The organism is Methanofervidicoccus sp. A16 (genome assembly GCF_003351865.1).
In the GTDB taxonomy this organism is placed as follows: Archaea; AGJL01; Methanococci; order Methanococcales; family Methanococcaceae; genus Methanofervidicoccus.
Genome location: NZ_CP022242.1, coordinates 180,286 through 196,641, shown reverse-complemented (window position 1 = coordinate 196,641; position 16,356 = coordinate 180,286). Strand labels below are relative to the sequence as shown.

The 16,356-nt window shown below is 34.5% G+C and carries 13 protein-coding genes and 1 pseudogene; 6 read left to right on the top strand and 8 right to left on the bottom strand.

What is annotated here, in order from left to right; all coding sequences use genetic code 11:
- Window positions 1-3 precede the first annotated feature (3 nt).
- The 4 genes from CFE53_RS00885 to minD all read left to right on the top strand — a co-directional run bounded on the left by CFE53_RS00885 (window position 4) and on the right by minD (window position 3,374).
- Entirely contained in the window at window positions 4-978 is a 975-nt protein-coding gene (locus CFE53_RS00885) for a methionine synthase (protein ID WP_148120013.1), read from the top strand.
- Complete coding sequence (locus tag CFE53_RS00880; protein ID WP_148120012.1) at window positions 975-1,487, top strand: helix-turn-helix domain-containing protein; 513 nt, start codon at window positions 975-977, stop codon at window positions 1,485-1,487. The genes CFE53_RS00885 and CFE53_RS00880 overlap by 4 nt, the downstream gene beginning before the upstream one ends.
- Window positions 1,488-1,615: 128 nt before the next feature.
- Window positions 1,616-2,233, top strand: a complete 618-nt coding sequence (locus tag CFE53_RS00875) for an orotate phosphoribosyltransferase-like protein (protein ID WP_148120011.1) — start codon at window positions 1,616-1,618, stop codon at window positions 2,231-2,233.
- A gap of 355 nt (window positions 2,234-2,588) precedes the next feature.
- A complete protein-coding gene (minD, locus tag CFE53_RS00870) occupies window positions 2,589-3,374 on the top strand; it encodes a cell division ATPase MinD (RefSeq protein WP_148120010.1) in 786 nt (261 codons plus the stop codon).
- A gap of 23 nt (window positions 3,375-3,397) precedes the next feature.
- Here the strand turns inward: minD and thiI are convergent, their stop codons facing one another.
- From thiI to CFE53_RS00840, 6 genes are all read right to left on the bottom strand, one after another.
- Entirely contained in the window at window positions 3,398-4,588 is a 1,191-nt protein-coding gene (gene thiI / locus CFE53_RS00865; protein ID WP_148120009.1) for a tRNA uracil 4-sulfurtransferase ThiI, read from the bottom strand.
- 366 nt (window positions 4,589-4,954) lie between these two features.
- Complete coding sequence (locus tag CFE53_RS00860) at window positions 4,955-5,692, bottom strand: hypothetical protein (RefSeq protein ID WP_253254777.1); 738 nt, start codon at window positions 5,690-5,692, stop codon at window positions 4,955-4,957.
- A 121-nt stretch (window positions 5,693-5,813) separates the two neighbouring features.
- The gene (locus tag CFE53_RS00855) at window positions 5,814-6,752 is read right to left on the bottom strand and encodes an AEC family transporter (protein ID WP_148120007.1); all 939 of its coding nucleotides are present in this window, start codon (window positions 6,750-6,752) and stop codon (window positions 5,814-5,816) included.
- Entirely contained in the window at window positions 6,753-7,217 is a 465-nt protein-coding gene (locus CFE53_RS00850; RefSeq protein ID WP_148120006.1) for a phosphopantetheine adenylyltransferase, read from the bottom strand.
- A 432-nt stretch (window positions 7,218-7,649) separates the two neighbouring features.
- Window positions 7,650-9,629, bottom strand: a complete 1,980-nt coding sequence (locus CFE53_RS00845) for a DNA topoisomerase VI subunit B (protein ID WP_148120005.1) — start codon at window positions 9,627-9,629, stop codon at window positions 7,650-7,652.
- A gap of 373 nt (window positions 9,630-10,002) precedes the next feature.
- Window positions 10,003-10,587 (bottom strand): 50S ribosomal protein L15e, encoded by a 585-nt coding sequence (locus tag CFE53_RS00840; RefSeq protein ID WP_148120004.1) that lies wholly within the window; start codon window positions 10,585-10,587, stop codon window positions 10,003-10,005.
- Window positions 10,588-11,009: 422 nt separating this feature from the next.
- Here CFE53_RS00840 and CFE53_RS00835 point away from each other — a divergent pair.
- Window positions 11,010-11,179: pseudogene (locus tag CFE53_RS00835) on the top strand (GTPase); the annotation flags it as partial.
- Between the two features lie 631 nt (window positions 11,180-11,810).
- Here CFE53_RS00835 and CFE53_RS00830 read toward each other — a convergent pair.
- Both CFE53_RS00830 and CFE53_RS00825 read right to left on the bottom strand, forming a co-directional pair.
- A complete protein-coding gene (locus tag CFE53_RS00830; protein ID WP_148120003.1) occupies window positions 11,811-12,920 on the bottom strand; it encodes a 60S ribosomal export protein NMD3 in 1,110 nt (369 codons plus the stop codon).
- Window positions 12,921-13,509: 589 nt separating this feature from the next.
- Complete coding sequence (locus tag CFE53_RS00825) at window positions 13,510-13,932, bottom strand: translation initiation factor IF-2 subunit beta (protein WP_148120002.1); 423 nt, start codon at window positions 13,930-13,932, stop codon at window positions 13,510-13,512.
- A 213-nt stretch (window positions 13,933-14,145) separates the two neighbouring features.
- Here CFE53_RS00825 and CFE53_RS00820 point away from each other — a divergent pair, with 213 nt between their 5' ends.
- Window positions 14,146-15,819, top strand: a complete 1,674-nt coding sequence (locus CFE53_RS00820; protein WP_148120001.1) for a glutamate--tRNA ligase — start codon at window positions 14,146-14,148, stop codon at window positions 15,817-15,819.
- Window positions 15,820-16,356: the final 537 nt, after the last annotated feature.

Genomic DNA, 16,356 nt, shown 5'->3' with positions numbered 1-16,356 from the left:
ATTATGATAAAAACTGTAGTTGGTAGTTATCCAGTGGTCATAAAGGAGCCTGAAAGTCTATGGGAGAGGGTATTGGATATCTTTGGTATCTATGACAGGTACAAATATGCCATTGAGAGGGCAGTTAGGGATCAGTTAGATGCAGGTATTGATATAGTAAGTGATGGACAAGTAAGGGGAGATATGGTAGAGATATTTGTAAATAATCTCTACGGTTTTGATGGTAAGAGAGTTGTGGGAAAGGTTGAATTTGTTGAACCTATTACCTTAAATGATATAAAGTTCGTTAAGAAGATTATAAGCAAATACTCCAAAGATAAGGGAATCAAGGGGATAATAACAGGCCCTTGTACTATTGCAGGATCTGTAAGGGTAGAAGACTATTACACTGACAACAGGGATGAAACTTTGATATACGATCTAGCAAATGCACTTAAGAGAGAGGTGGAGTCTATCCAGGATTATGTATCTATGATACAGATAGATGAACCTATTCTATCTACAGGCCTCTACGATTTAGATACTGCAAAGAGGGCGATTAAAAGGATATGTGAAAATATCAAAGTACCTGTGGCTCTACATGTATGTGGAGACGTCTCAAGTATATTTCAAGAGTTAAATACCTTCAACGTAGATATTTTAGATCATGAGTTCGCATCCAATAGAAAAAACTTAGATATATTGGAGGAGATTAATAAGAAAATAGGTTTTGGGTGTATAAACACTAAAGTAAAATCTGTAGAGTCTATAGAGGATGTTAAGAACCTACTAAATGAGGCTCTAGAGATCTTGAAGAATAATCCTTTATTTTCAGGTGTCCAGAGTAATGAAGAGATATTGAAGAGGTTAAATGAGTATATGATGGTGGATCCAGACTGTGGTATGAGACTTCTACCTGTAGATATAGCATATAAAAAGTTGAAGGTTATGGTTAACGCCTCAGAGGAGTTTGAGAGGGAGTTAAGGGAGAGAGCATGAGAGCCTACGAAAGACTCCTGTTAAGTATAGATTCCAATAGATTTCCCGAGGAATTTAAAAGAATACTACTGGAACTTAACATTTCTCTGAAGGAGTTCTCGGAGATATCAGATATTCCATACAGTACCCTATATAAGATAGTTCAGGGGGGAGATTTTAGAGTATCTACCCTTAAAAAAATAATAGATACGGTGAAGAGATTTGAAATGAAAGATGAGGAGATTGATAAGATAGCAGTTATTGCAGCAAGGCCCTCTCTAAATAATATAAAAACTAAGGTGTTTAAAGTCCAGGGTAAGGAGTATCTACTGAAGGAGTATCCTGCAAATTCCCTGGAGGACTGTATAGTTGCTGCTATCCAGGCAGAGAGAGAAGGAGTTAAGGCAATAATATGTGCACCTATAGTAAGTTCTAGTATTGAAAAGGTTGTAAGGGTACCAGTTGCAGTTGTAATACCTGAAAAAGATGCCTTTATGAAGGCCCTAGAGGTTGTGGTGAATAAGATATAAGAAAAATTTACTGGAGAATAATTAAGATTTCTATCCAACCACCTAATTTAGGATATTTCAAGAAATAACAGTTTTAAAAATTACTCTAATCAATAATAACATTAGTACGCTATGAAAAGGTGTATACTATGAAGAAGAGTTTAATAAAGAAGGTACTTGAACTTAGAGACGCTGGTCTTACAACTGTAGATATTGCAGAGGAGTTGAACATATCTGTAGATACTGCCCTCTACTTAGTACTAAATGGAGAGAAACTTTTAAAGGAGTCTGAGGAGATAAAGAAGGAGGCGGAGAAAAAAACAGATATCTTCGTCAACTGGGACGATATTAAGATCTCCCCAAAGAGGTTGAGATGTATTACCTCTATAATGTGCGATATGTTAAGTGATATGGACTTCGACGTAGTGCTTGGTATATCTACAGGAGGAATACCTTTAGGTATCCTGATCTCCGAGGAGTTAAACAAGAATTTCTCCATATACGTCCCTAAAAAGCACCTTCATGGAAGGGATAAGACTACAGGTTTTATAGGGCATAACTACCAGAGTATGAAAGGTAAAGGTATAGTTGTAGTAGACGATGTAATAACTTCTGGAAACACCATTAAGGAAACTATAAACTATGTAAAGAGTATAGGAGATCCTAAAGGTGCTATAGTGGTGATAGATAAAAGTGGTATCGAGGAGATAGGAGGGGTTCCTGTAAGGGCTCTCTTTAGAGTGGGAACTGTTGAAGTTTCCAGATAATTTTATATTTAAATATCCTCTTTTTTGAGAATGTTTCTGATTAGAAGATAAAAGGGAAGTTTTTAACTTTTTAGTTGACATTTCTTAACTCCAATCCCTACATAACTAGAATATTTTTCCCTATTTTATAATAATAAAAAAGATAATATAATATAAGATTTATAAAAAGGATAGTCAGTAGAATTTTATACTGTTCCCAGCATTTATGAGTACATTAAAGAGAGGAAATAATAAAGAGATTAATCCTTTTGCATCTTTTATTATCCTTTGGAAAGCATTTTGACAGTTATTGATGATGGAGAATTACTGGATAAATAGATAACAAGTATACGCATTTTAATTTTTGGTGATCCTGATGATTATTACAGTAGCCTCTGGAAAGGGAGGGGTGGGAAAAACCACTGTAACTGCTAATTTAGGAGTGGCACTATCGAAGATTGGAAAAAAGGTTCTCCTGGTAGATGGAGATATCTCCATGGCCAACTTAGGTATAATATTCAACCTTGAAAAGAAGAAACCCTCTTTACATGAAGTTCTAGCAGGTGAACATGACGTTAGAGAGGCCATATATAGGCATAAAACAGGTGTCTATGTACTTCCTACAAGTTTGTCCATTGAGGGATATAAGAGATCAGATTTAGATCTTTTTCCAGAGGTAATATCAGATATTGCAGATAACTACGACTACGTGCTTATAGATGCTCCCGCTGGATTAAACAGGGACATGGCAGTTCATTTAGCAGTTGCAGATAAAGTCCTTATCGTCTTGACACCTGAACTGTTCTCTATATCCGATGGTCTTAAGATAAAACAGAGTAGTGAAATGGCTGGGACTCCTATCTTAGGGGTGGTTTTAAATAGAATTGGTAGGGATTTTGGAGAGATGGGTGTTGATGAAATAGAGATGATTATAGAAGAGAAGGTTATCTCCACAATTCCTGAAGATGAGAATATAAGAAATGCTACATTGAAGAGGATGAGTGTTATAGAGTACGCTCCAAAATCACCCTCTGCAGTAGCCCATATGAATTTAGCCCTCAAGATTGTAGGTTCCTATGTGGATATACGTAAGATCGAAGAGGTACATAAGGAAAGTATTTTGAGTAGGATAAAAAGGTTAGTCTGGAGATTTGTAAGGTAAGTTTTTAAAACTTTTTTATTTGGTTAATTATAATTTTTATTATTATCTGAGAAGATTTTATTAATCTCTATTCTATCCATAATATACTTCTCCAACTCCCTAGCCTCCTCAACCTCTCCCTTAGTTATAGGATGTCTAGGCACTGCAAAACATCTTATCTCTTTACTTGTGGATATATCGTAAGTTCCAATCCTCTTTGCAATATCCATTATCTCCACCTTATCTAGCCCAATGAGGGGGCGGAATATAGGATAGGATACTCCTTCACTAATTACGTAAATATTTCTTAAAGTCTGAGATGCAACCTGTCCTATACTGTCTCCTGTTATTATACCTTCACAGTTAAACCTCCTTGCATACTCCTGGGCTATTTTTAACATAATCCTCTTACATATTATACAGGTATATTTCTCCTTACCTATCTCCTCCAGAAGTTCCCTTATACTTTTGAGGATCTCCCTATAATCAAAGACTACAAGTTTTGAAGTTGGATCGTAATCTTTAAGTACCTCGTATATTCTCTTAACCTTTTCCAATCCCTCATCACTGATCTTTAAGTGAAGAAGTACAGTACCACAACCCCTTTTCATCATAAGGAAACCAGCCACTGGACTGTCGATTCCATCAGATAGTAGTACTAAAACTTTCCCCTGACTGTTGACAGGTAGACCTCCTACACCTCTAAATACCTCTGTAAATATATAGGCCTTATCTATGATCTCTATCCCAAGGGTTATTTGAGGGTTCTTTAGGTCCACTTTTAGAGTAATATCACCTGGTTTAACTCTTTGGAAGTTCTTCAATATACTCTCTCCAATACGCCTGTTTATCTCTACAGATGTTAAGGAAAAGTTCTTCTTAACTCTCTGAGTTTTTACCTTAAAAGTTATAGTACCATTCCCCAACTCTTCAATCTTTCTGAAAAATACCTCTATGGCAGTCTCCTCTATCTCCTTCATATCTAGATTACACTCTACAGAGGGACTAAAGGATACAATACCTGGTACTTTTTTTAAGATGGAGATAACTCTATCTAAGTTGTTATCTTCTACCTCTAAGAGTAGTCTCCTATGGATTGTTTTTATATTGCCCTCTATGTTGTACCTCTTAAGAGCTAACTTAATGTTGTTTTTAAGAATATTCTCAAATCTTCTCCTGGTATCTCTGGATTTTAACCCTATCTCTCCGTATCTTATGAGTACTTTATTGTACATGTTTTTATCATTACTTTTTTGGTTTTAAAAATTTTATTATTTTACTTTATTCGTTTTTATATTAATAAGATGAAATTTATAGTCAGGTACATAAAAAATGTAATTATGAAAATAACATAGGAAGTAAAAAATAATAAAAAGGCTACTAACTTCTCTTAGAACATTCCTAGAACTTGGGGAGATGAATTTTCCTATTAAGAGATCCTATCCTCGGCTGTAGTGGAGATATCTGAAAAGAGAGGATCACAGAGTTTCATCCCATTTAGATCATTATTTGTTATTTTTTACTTTGGTGAGACTAAGATATTAAAATTTCCTAAATTAAAAAAAGATTTAGAAATAGACTATAAATGTTTTAATCTTGCTCTACACCTTTCTATACGCCATCAACAGCACAACTACGATAGATACTATTACTGCACCTATGGGGATGGGGACTTTCACTGTATTAGTGTTTCCGTAAGAGTATCTAGCTATGATGTTTATAATAGGCTGGGAGCCATTAGGAAGTATTGACCCATTATAGGAGATATTCTCATTAGGATATTTATATGGCATAAATACTCTCGAGGTGTTACTTCTATTTAAGTTTTCAAAGACAAAGGATAAGTTATGGAAGTAACCTCCCTCTTGCCAAGCTCTAATAATCTCTATTCCATTTTCTGATACATTTATTTTCCAATATCCATCTGCATAGTTGTTATCGTTATAGTTGTCGTTCATTATTATTTCAACTATGGAACCTGGTTCTATCTCTGCAATATATGGGAGTTGGGTTAGATTATAGGTGTTTCCATTATTTCTCTCAAATATTGTATACTTTGTTCCATTTGGTGCTGTCCAAGATACTAATGCAGTGGGTGCTGGATTTGTAGTCCCATTTTCATCGTTTATATCTATTATCTGTCTTATTATCTCTCCATTACTTAACTCATAGTTTATAACAACATAATAATAGTGTGGACCTTGGTATGAATTATTTCCCTCAAATGTATTCCCTAGAGGATCGTAGTAGGTACCGTTATATTTAAATACTCCCAACCAGGCTCTTTCAATCGTTAGACCCTCTCCATACACATATAACGGCATTAGGAGTATTGACATTAACAATAATACTCTAATATATTTATTATTCATAATCCCATCTCTTGGATGTTCGTTATTATTTTAACTATTAGTTATTACTCATATATAAGGATTATTTATTACTTCAGGAACAACACCCCTATATCACCAATGTTAATATTCCCTTTAAAATCGGTAGTAGTATTAGTGAGATTATCGTTGTTATAAAACATGCCGAGGCTACCAACTTAATATCCAATCTGTATAAGAGAGAAAAGACAAGGGACATCATTGCAGAGGGCATTGCAGATTGGAGGATTAACACATTCCTCTCCAATCCTTCGAGGAGGAACATCATGGAGAGAATTGCCGCCAAAAGTGGAGCGATACCCATTCTAACTAAAAGTGCAAGGATCCCATACTTAATACCGAACTTTGTAGAACTTGGAGATAGGGACAACCCTAGGGATATCATTATGAGAGGTACAGTAGCCTTAGAGAGGTAATTTAAGGTATCAACTAAAAAAGTTGGGATATCCTCTACCCCAATACCGAGAATTATAAAGAGGATACTTAAAATACATGCTATAAAGGGGGGAAATCTTAGAAGTTTCTTTATTATATAAATAGAAGTATTACCCTCTCCCTTTATACCCTCTCCAAAGGTTATCCCTACAAATGTCCCTATTAAAAGACTGGCGATAACACTTCCCATATCACAGAATATAGCCCTTACAAGACCTGGATCGCCGTAGAACCCATAGATAACAGGATAACCTAAAAACCCAGTATTCCCCAAGGCACAGACTAAGATTAACCCACCTATGGATCTCCTCTCCAATTTCAAATACCTTCCAAGAATATAGCCAACGATACCACATAAGGTAAAGATAAAAAATATTAAAATAGGTAATTTTATAAATAAGGGCAACTCCTCAAGAGACACATTTTTTAGTATAGTCAGAAATACAGTTGAAGGCATGGCAATATATACTACTACGTTGTTTAGTACAGATCTATCCTCCTCTCTAAGTATCCCTAAATACTTCGAGATATAACCAATAGAGATCAGGGAAACTATTACAAACATTATCTCCATCTATTCACCAGATTGCCTTTTTAAAAGCCTTCCTTCTGTGTCAATCTCTCCCTTTCTTATCCTCGTAGTAGATATTGGTTTATTATTTTCACCTACTACGTACTCAAAAACCACTATCTCTAAAGGTTTTAAGTTATTTTTTACCCTTATTTCGTTTATTTTTCTGGCATTTTTTTCTGTCTCCTTGGTAACTACTATGATGTCGTAGTCCTTAACTGTGGCGTCTCCGTAGGGATCCTCTATTACTACTATATGGTAGGGCACCTTTAGAGTGTCTAAAAAATCCCTTAAATTTTTCAATCTGACACTTAGAGGATTTACACTGTGGGATTTGTAGGTTTTTACAAACCTATCTGAGGTTATACCTACGTAGAGTTCTCCAAGTTGAGATGCATATTTTAAAAGCTCTTTATGTCCCTTATGAAGAATATCAAAGGTGCCTCCTACTACTACCTTTTTAGACATCTTATCCCAAAGAGTTTTAGGTAAGGGTATTTATATTTTTATATCTCGCTAACTTATTGTCTGTCAATAATCAGATTCTCCAAATTATTATAAAAGTAAGTTGTTATTGATATAAAACCTTAGTTGCCATTAAAACAGTTATTATAATCTATCTATCTGGAGAGAATGCTTTATAAACACTAGAAGATAAGAGTCGAGGACTGATCGAAGAATACATATCCTGTTTAATTTACTTTTAAAAAAATTTATATTTAAGATGGGATAGGAGTTTTTTTAATTTTAAACGATTTCTTCATTATATTGATTATTATAATTTTTATAATAATTATTTTTATTTAAAATAATAAATATAAACCTGGTTTTACTCTCTGAATATATCCTGAAACACTAAAAAATAAAAAGAATCTTTTAAGTATTTTATTATATCTACCATCAACTTAGCAACTCTATTATCTTTTTCTCTATCTCCTCTTTAGGCCTGTTAGTTATGTTGGCCAACCCTTCTGCAAATATGGTGGCGTACTTAAGTATATACTTCCTTTTTTTCTCTTCTTCCCTCTCTCTCCTTATCTTCGATAGATACTTCTCAAGTTCCCTTGCACACAACATAAGAGACTGTCTAATCTCGTTGTATATCTCCTCGTTCTCTTCAGGACTGCAGGCAATAGCCTGTTTTCCCGCAGAGGTGTAAGGTATATGGGTAGAGATAAGATTTACAAATACTGTTAAAGGTACATCCTCCTCGTTTTTAAGACCGTATCTTCTCCAGTTTATACTCTTTACAGCGTTAGTTATACCACAACCTGATGCATCAAAGAGTAGAGGTACATGATTCGCAAATCTCATTATCTCCATTTTTCTAGTACCATCAGATTCCCTTCCTGCACCACCACCGTAGGCTAAACCTACCTCAACTGCAAAGGGTATTCCTCCTTTATAGGTTTTAGGCCTCCTCGTTATTGCCTTTACAAATTGAGGTTTGAGGATCATCTTTAAAGATTTTTCAATATTCTCTGCACCTATAGGTCTCAGTCCAGTAGAGGAGGGTGCCATAAACTCCATATCCTGAAGTGCCCTTACGATCAACTCTGCATCCTCCCAACCCATCTCCTTGGGGGATTTATCTAAGAGTTTCTTTATCTCTCTTCTAAGTTCCTCCAACTCCTTCTCAGATAGCATACCTCTATCTTTCAATGCATCTACAAACTCCTTAGGTTTTTTAGTGATCTCTCTAAGTTTTTTCTTCAACTCCTCCATTGTAGAGGCACTTAGATAGTTCCTCTCTGCAAAATCTATGAAGTTTTCAGGTTTCTTTTTGAAGTGCCTCTTAATTTCCTTCAGTTTCTCTTCACTTAACTTATTTATCAGGTACTCCATTATTAAATATTTTAGATAGTAGAGTTTTAATTGGGACAAACTCTCCGGTAGAGCCTTTATTATCTCTTTAACTTCTTCTATTTCCTTTTTATCCAAATACTGGGAGAACTTCTTTAGGTATTTCTTAATATCTACATTGAGATAACACTTTACTATTAGATCCCAAAGTGCACTCCCTCTATATCTCTCCAGTATCTTATCTCTAAGTATATAATCCTCAAGTTCTTTAACCCTCTGTGGAGTTACCCTGGAGAGCTCCTTAACTAACATATTAGAGATCTTCTTCGCATTAGTCTTTCGTGATATGTAGAGAAGTTCATCGGGAGTTAAACCGTAAGGATGAGGTTTTATCTCCTCGGGACGTGCAGGGATCTTATCGACTGTTCTCTCAAATACAACAGTCTCCTCTGGATCTACAAGTGTTATCCTTGCATGAGGAGTGGATAAACTTATCCTTCTGAGGTACTCGTAGGGCCCCTGCTCCCTTCTGTTGTAAGTAACCTCTTTGAACTCCCCCTCTACCCTTGTACCCCTCCAATGTCCCTTTTTCACCTCATGAGATAGAATATCCCCCTCGTTCTTCTCAATACTCATCTTCACCTCCATTACATGGATCTTCCCATCTCCAGTAGAAGTTGTTATTTTCAGAGGTTTTCCAGTGGTTATTTGGGCAAATAGAAGTACCCCTGCAGCTCCAATACCCTGCTGTCCTCGAGATTGGACAAAACGGTGCATCTTAGAACCTGCCAGCATCTTACCAAATACCTTAGGAACAAACTCTGGAGGTATACCAGGTCCATTGTCCTCTACAGCAACTCTGTAGTGATCTGTCCCAAGTTTTTTAATCTCCACCTTGATATCAGGTAGTATCTCTGCCTCCTCACAGGCATCTAAGGCATTAGTTACCAACTCGTGGATTATCGTGGTCATACTTCTTAACTTCCCACTGTATCCAAGCATATGCCTATTTTTTCTAAAAAATTCCGAGATGGAATGCTCCTTAAACTCTTGAAATATAGGACTCTTATCTCCCATAATTTCTCACCGAGAGTAGTATCTAACAAATACTATAAGTAAAGATATCATAAAAACTAACTTTTGGTAAAAATAGGGCTGTTATAAAAATAATAAGATTTTATATAATATAAATATAGTCATGCACATAACATTTTGGATTTATAATAAAAATATAAAAAATGAAAAAGTAAAAAACCCAAAGTAGAGTTAATGAAAATATCCCTCTTTCTCCCTCATGTTCAATAGAAACAGAGGATAACGGCAGATTTTACCTTTTTAACCTTTATTAACCTCTTAGATTTATATTTTTTAATTATAATAATTTTTTATTATTTTATTGTAGTTTAAAAAATTATATTCCATAATTTATAAAAAGAAAAAAGAAAATTTTTTATTTCCCTCTTCTTCTGTTAGCCTTTATACTTGGCCTTACCTTTTCCGCTCCTTTACCTTTGTTTCTTAATCCCCTACCCTTCTTACCTGCCGAGGTCAGCCCTCTAAATACTCTACCTTTATGTTTCCCTGTACATAACCAGTTGTATCTAGGATCACTCATTATAGATGGGTGGTGAGGATCTACTAGAATTACCTCGTACCACTTGTACTTACCATCTTCTCCAACCCAGTAGGAATTCAGTACCTCCATGTTTGGATATCTTCTAGCAGCCCTCTCCTCTGCTATCCTCTGAATAGATTTACCCATGGTAATCTTTTTAACCCCCAAGGTCGCAGGTTTTTTGGAACCTGTAGGTCTTGGTTTCCTCAGTCCACCTCTTCTAACTCTAACTCTAACTACAACAATCCCCTGTTTTGCAGTGTATCCCAAGTTCCTAGCCCTGTCTATTCTTGTAGGCCTTTCAATCCTTACAACTGCAGGCTCTCTTCTCCATTTTTGCATTCTTTCCCTTAGCAAGTCCCTAACATAAGATTCCTTTGGAACTTTCCAAGCCTCCTGAATATACTTGTATATACCCATAGTTATCCCTTTCTGAGTGTTTTAATTGTGATAATCTTATAAAAAAATAGAAAAATGTGGTGGTTTTACATAGTGGTCCATGGTATATTAACTTAACGGTTATAAGTCTGATTCTCCTATAGAGGTTTAAATGGCCATGATCACTACATAATTTAAGATAAATTAGTTATAATAATTTTTTAAATATTCATTAAAAAATAATTTTATAATAAAGTTCTGATAAAAATAAAAATAAATAAAATATGATTAAAAAGAAGTTGTTAAAATCAGAAAAAGATAAATACTTTTTTAAGAACATCCTCGAATATTGAGGATGAAGTAGATATACCTAACAGGATAGTATTGTTAATCAGAAATAGGGAGTTAATAAGATCTTTATTTTTTGAAAATGTCTTAAGTATCAGATACTGGACAAAAGTATCCAAGAGGGCAAGGTAGGAATAGTAGGATATCCCAATGTAGGCAAATCCTCACTTATAAACAGTTTAACTGGTAGAAGGAGTGCTACCAGTGGTCTTGTTGCAGGGCTTACCAAGGTGAGCAGTGGGTAAAACTGACAAAAAACATTAAACTACTAGACACTCCAGGTATAAATCTTGTTTTCTATTGTTTAAGTTAATATTAAAAGAATAATTAAAATAAATCCTAAATAAAATTAATTAACAAAAAATAAGGCCATTAATAACATCTATCTTCCATCTTTCAGGATAATTATTAAAATATAAAATAAAACCTGTTAGGAGAACATATTTTTCTTTAATATTCAGTGATAGATAATAGGAGTTTTATAGATAATAGAACTTTCTCTGTTTTTAGACTAATATCATTTTTATTATTTTTTGTTATATAAAAAATTAAAAATTAAATAATTTTTCTTAAGAAAGTTTTTTGTCTTTTTTTCTTTTTTATTAATTTATTCTATTTTTATTCTAAATTTTTATATTTATAATAATTATAATTATTCTATTGGAATTTTTTAATATAAAAAAATTAAAAACCTAGGAAATTAGACTAAAATTACCGTTAATAGACACTACCTAACAATTCTCATTTTTTATTTTACGGCTATAAAAGTTATAGGCAAACTATTTAAACATTCCTAGTATAATAATGTGATATCTTCTATTACTTAGTAGGGAATTTTCCCTTCCTTCCATCTCTCTAGAAACACTAAGAAGGTGCTAAATAAAAGACTTTCATCTTTTTATTTTTAATAAAAACCCTTACCCTTCTCTTTTCATCTTCTTATCCACTCCAACCACATAACTGACATTATCCCTCTTATATATTCTCAGAGTATCTCCCTCTTTGATATCTTCAAATACGTTATTGTACTCGTATACTTCGTAGTTACTGTCATCCATTGCTATAACTGTTTCTGGAGAGACTGAGATAACTGTAGCGGTAGGACATTCCTCTCCTCTCTTTAGTAGTCTAGTCTCCTTCTCGGCAGTACTCCACTGGACAGGTATCTTTTCCCTCCTATCTGCTATATCCTCTAGGTATAGTTTATCCTCTTTTATGGAAACCACCTTGTACGTCTTATCTCTATATTCGACTATATCCCCTACCTTGTATTCAGGTATCCTTACAACTATGGTGATCCTGTAGAGGTTCTTACCACTGTTCTTATCAACCCCCACTAATTTAGCAGTTTCTTTGATCTTCCCTCCATACTTAGATTTTATACTCGAGGCTATGTTTCTCGCTCCACCCATAGAACCAATTTGATAGTCCAGTCCCTCCTTCTTAGGTATGAATTTGGATATAAAGGCCATTCTATCCTTTTTCAGTCTTTTTTCAACCTCCTTCCTTACAAACCTATCTAACTCCTCTCTCTCCTCTTCAGTTAGAGGCCTATTCATAGCCCTTATCTGGAGAGTAGCCTCGTAGTAGTTAGACATATACCTGGAACATCTTGGACACTGGACCATCTGTAGACGTACCTTTACATCTTTCTCCATAGTTCTCTCTCTATCCTCTCCTGGCAACTTCCCCCTTCCAATTACCCTCACTGGGATCTCTACCTTAGTTCTCTTACCCCCTGGTAGTTGCCCTGGCTCCTTAGGTATTATTTCAATCTCTATATTTTTATGAGCCTTTTTTAAGTTGTCCTTTGTGGCGTAGTAGGCTATTTCATCTAGTATAGAGTACAGATCTTCACCCTTTGGATCTTGCCAAGTTCTCCTCTTATAGGAACCGCACATATGACATACTTCAATCTTTATCTCTTCAGGTACGTGAAACAGAGGATACACCTGGGCGTAGCACTCCTTACATAATCCCTCTATTAGTTCACCTTCATAACCACACCTATAACAGAATCCTTTCATGTTTTCACCTAATTAAAAATTATAGTCTTAGTTTCCATTAAAATAAAAATAATAATTATAATTAAAAAATAAATTAAAATAAAAAATAAATACAGGTAAAAAATTGCTTTTATCCTCTGGATTACACTGAGTACTGGAGAAACAGGGCGTGATTTTTGTTAAATCTTTTATTTTTAGTTTAATATTTTTTACTTTTTACTTATATTGTTATAAATTTATTTTATATTTTTTAATTAACCCTAGTTCCCATCAAAATGATAATATAAAAACCTTAGTTCCCACCAAGTAGTGATTAAAAGAATAAAAATAATAAAAAGATTAAGAAAATATTAAAATATAATACCTTTAATAAAATTAATAATAGCAACCTATTAGGAAGGATCTACTCCACTTCCGTAATATCTTAGAGCACCCTAGGAGAGACTATTTATCTCTTTATTCTGATTTTAATACCTTCCTTTTATACTTTTATTTTTATAATTATTGTTATTCTTATCAGAATTTTTTTGATGGAAATTAGGGTTTTTTAATTATAATTATTATTATCTAATTTTTTTTAAACCATCACTTTGATAGAAATTAGAAAAAATTAAATTAATTTAATAGGTTTTATAGCTCCACAGGCCATACACTTGAGGAAATGGAGCCTACCTTCCTTAATGATCTTGGTATCTGGTTTTCCACATTCCTCGCATAGTACATACTCCTCTATAAACTCTCTGATCTTACTGTTTATAAGGTAGTTATTAAATTTACCCTGGAGTATCAACCTCTGTCCCTCTACATTTCCCGCAGTACCTAACTCTCTCATTATATACTTTGCAAAGAACTGTATATCCCTGTTTATAACCTTTGCAATATCCCTGAAGTTCTTTATTACAGTCCTGTTACCCTCAACAATACTATCTGCAGGTGGTATCTCAAATCTTATATCTTTAAATACTTCCTCTGGAAGTTGGCTAAATGCCCTCTTAAGTAGAGTATCGTAATCGTAATAGATTTTATGTTCCATCAGTATCACCTAATTTTATCATCTCTTTTATTGCTTTTACTATATAAATCTGATGTTATTAATGAAATATCTAATAATTCTTAAAATGTTGAATAACCTTTCCAATGCTTCCAATAGGTGTATCAGGAATAAATTTTTTATTATAATTATTTAAATTTTTTATTTTTTATTTATTATAATAATTTAAACCTTATAAAAAAGAGAGGTGGAATATTGAAAGAGATGATCCTTAAGTATGTACTTCAAAGTTCAATCTTAAACAGTGGGAAAGTAAATCCAAAGGGAGTTATGGGAAAGATATTGGCAGACAATCCTCATCTAAGGAGTAGGGCTAAGGAGATATATAACTTAGTACTTGAGGTGTCCAAAGAAGTTGAATCCATGCCCCTTGAAGAACAGAGGAAGAAGTTAGAGGAGATAGCTCCAGATATGATAGTTGAAGACAGTAAAGAGAGAAAGAGGGAGTTGATATTGAGGAATGTTAAAGATAGTGTAGTTATGAGATTCGCCCCAAACCCCTCCGGCCCCCTACACTTAGGACACAGTAGGGCAGCGGTGCTTAACGACTACTTCGTAAAGAAGTACGGTGGAAAGTTCATACTGAGACTGGAGGATACAGACCCTAAGAGGGTACTTCCAGAGGCATACGAAATGATAGAGGAGGATCTAGAGTGGTTGAATATAAGAGTAGATGAGAAGGTTATACAATCTGAGAGGATGAAGATATACTATGATCACTGTAAGAGGTTAATAGAGATGGGGCATGCCTACGTATGTGAATGTGATCCTGAAGAGTTTAGGGAACTTAAAAATCAGGGGATACCCTGTAGGTGTAGGGATAGATCTGTGGAGGAAAATTTGGAACTCTGGGAGAGGATGTTGGATAACAGTTTAGAGGGGGCTGTAGTTAGGCTGAAAACTGATATACAACATAAAAATCCCTCTGTTAGGGACTTTCCAATATTTAGGATGGAGGACACTCCCCATCCAAGAACTGGAGATAAATATATTGTTTATCCCCTTATGAACTTCTCAGTTCCAGTTGACGATCATCTACTGGGAATAACCCATGTTCTAAGGGGGAAGGATCACATAGTTAATACGGAGAAACAGAGGTATATATACGAATACTTCCAATGGGAGATGCCCGAATATATCCACTACGGTATTCTAAAGATAGAGGGGACAGTACTAAGTACCTCTAAGATGTACGAGGGGATAATTAAGGGGGAGTACAGTGGATGGGACGATCCAAGGTTGGGAACCTTGAGAGCCCTTAGAAGGAGAGGAATTAAACCTGAGGCTATATACAGATCCATGTTGGAGATCGGGATAAAACCTGCAGATGTAAAGTACTCCTGGGAGAACCTCTACGCTATAAACAGGGAGATAATTGATAAGGATGCAAAGAGGTTCTTCTTCGTGGAGAATCCTAAGAGGTTGAAGGTGTTGGGAGGAGAACCTAAAACACTCTATCTTAGGATGCACCCCGATAGGGACTTAGGTACCAGGGAACTTCCATTTGAAGGGGAGGTTTATATCTCAGATAAGTTAGAGGTTAATGGGATGTACAGGTTGATGGAGTTGTACAACATAGTCGTAGAGAGGATAGAGGGGGATGTAATATACGCTAGGTATCACAGTGAGGACTTCAGGATACTTAGGAGGAAGAGGGGGAAGGTAATACACTGGGTACCAGTTAAGGATGCCGTGAAGACTGTAGTAATTGATACAGAGGGAAGGGAACGTCATGGATTTGCAGAGAAGGACTTTAGAAATGTAAATGTAGATGAGATCGTCCAATTTGAGAGGTATGGGTTTGTAAGGGTAGATGATAAAATAGAGGATGATGAGTTAAAGATCATCTGCTACTTTGCTCACAAGTAATAATAAACCGTGTTATTAATTAAAGTAGCGATTAAAAGAATAGTAAAAAACACAACTTATATATCTTTCAGGATCTTTACTGAAGACTGACTTGATAGAAACTAGGGCCAACAATAACTTGAATAGAAGATAATCATTATAAAAATAATTAAAATCTAAAAATATAAAAGTAGTTAAAGAACGGACACAGATAAAATAAAAAAGTTAAAATTAATCCTTATCTTCTAGTTTACACTGAATACTGGAGAAGTAGGAGTGGATTTCTATTAATCTTTTTTACCTATTACTTTTTTTATTATTTTTTTATTTTTTATCTTAATCCTATTTTAATTTTAATTATTTATTATTTATTAATAATTTATAATTTTAAAAAAATAAAAAATTATTTATGTATTAATAGCGATTTTTATCTATTATTTACACTTCCTTTTTTATTAGAATTCTCGATAGTCGCTCCTAGTTTAAAAAGTTTTATTGTTTAAAGAATAACATCTTTTTATTTTATAGTACTTAGAAACACCCTACAGGATGTAGTTA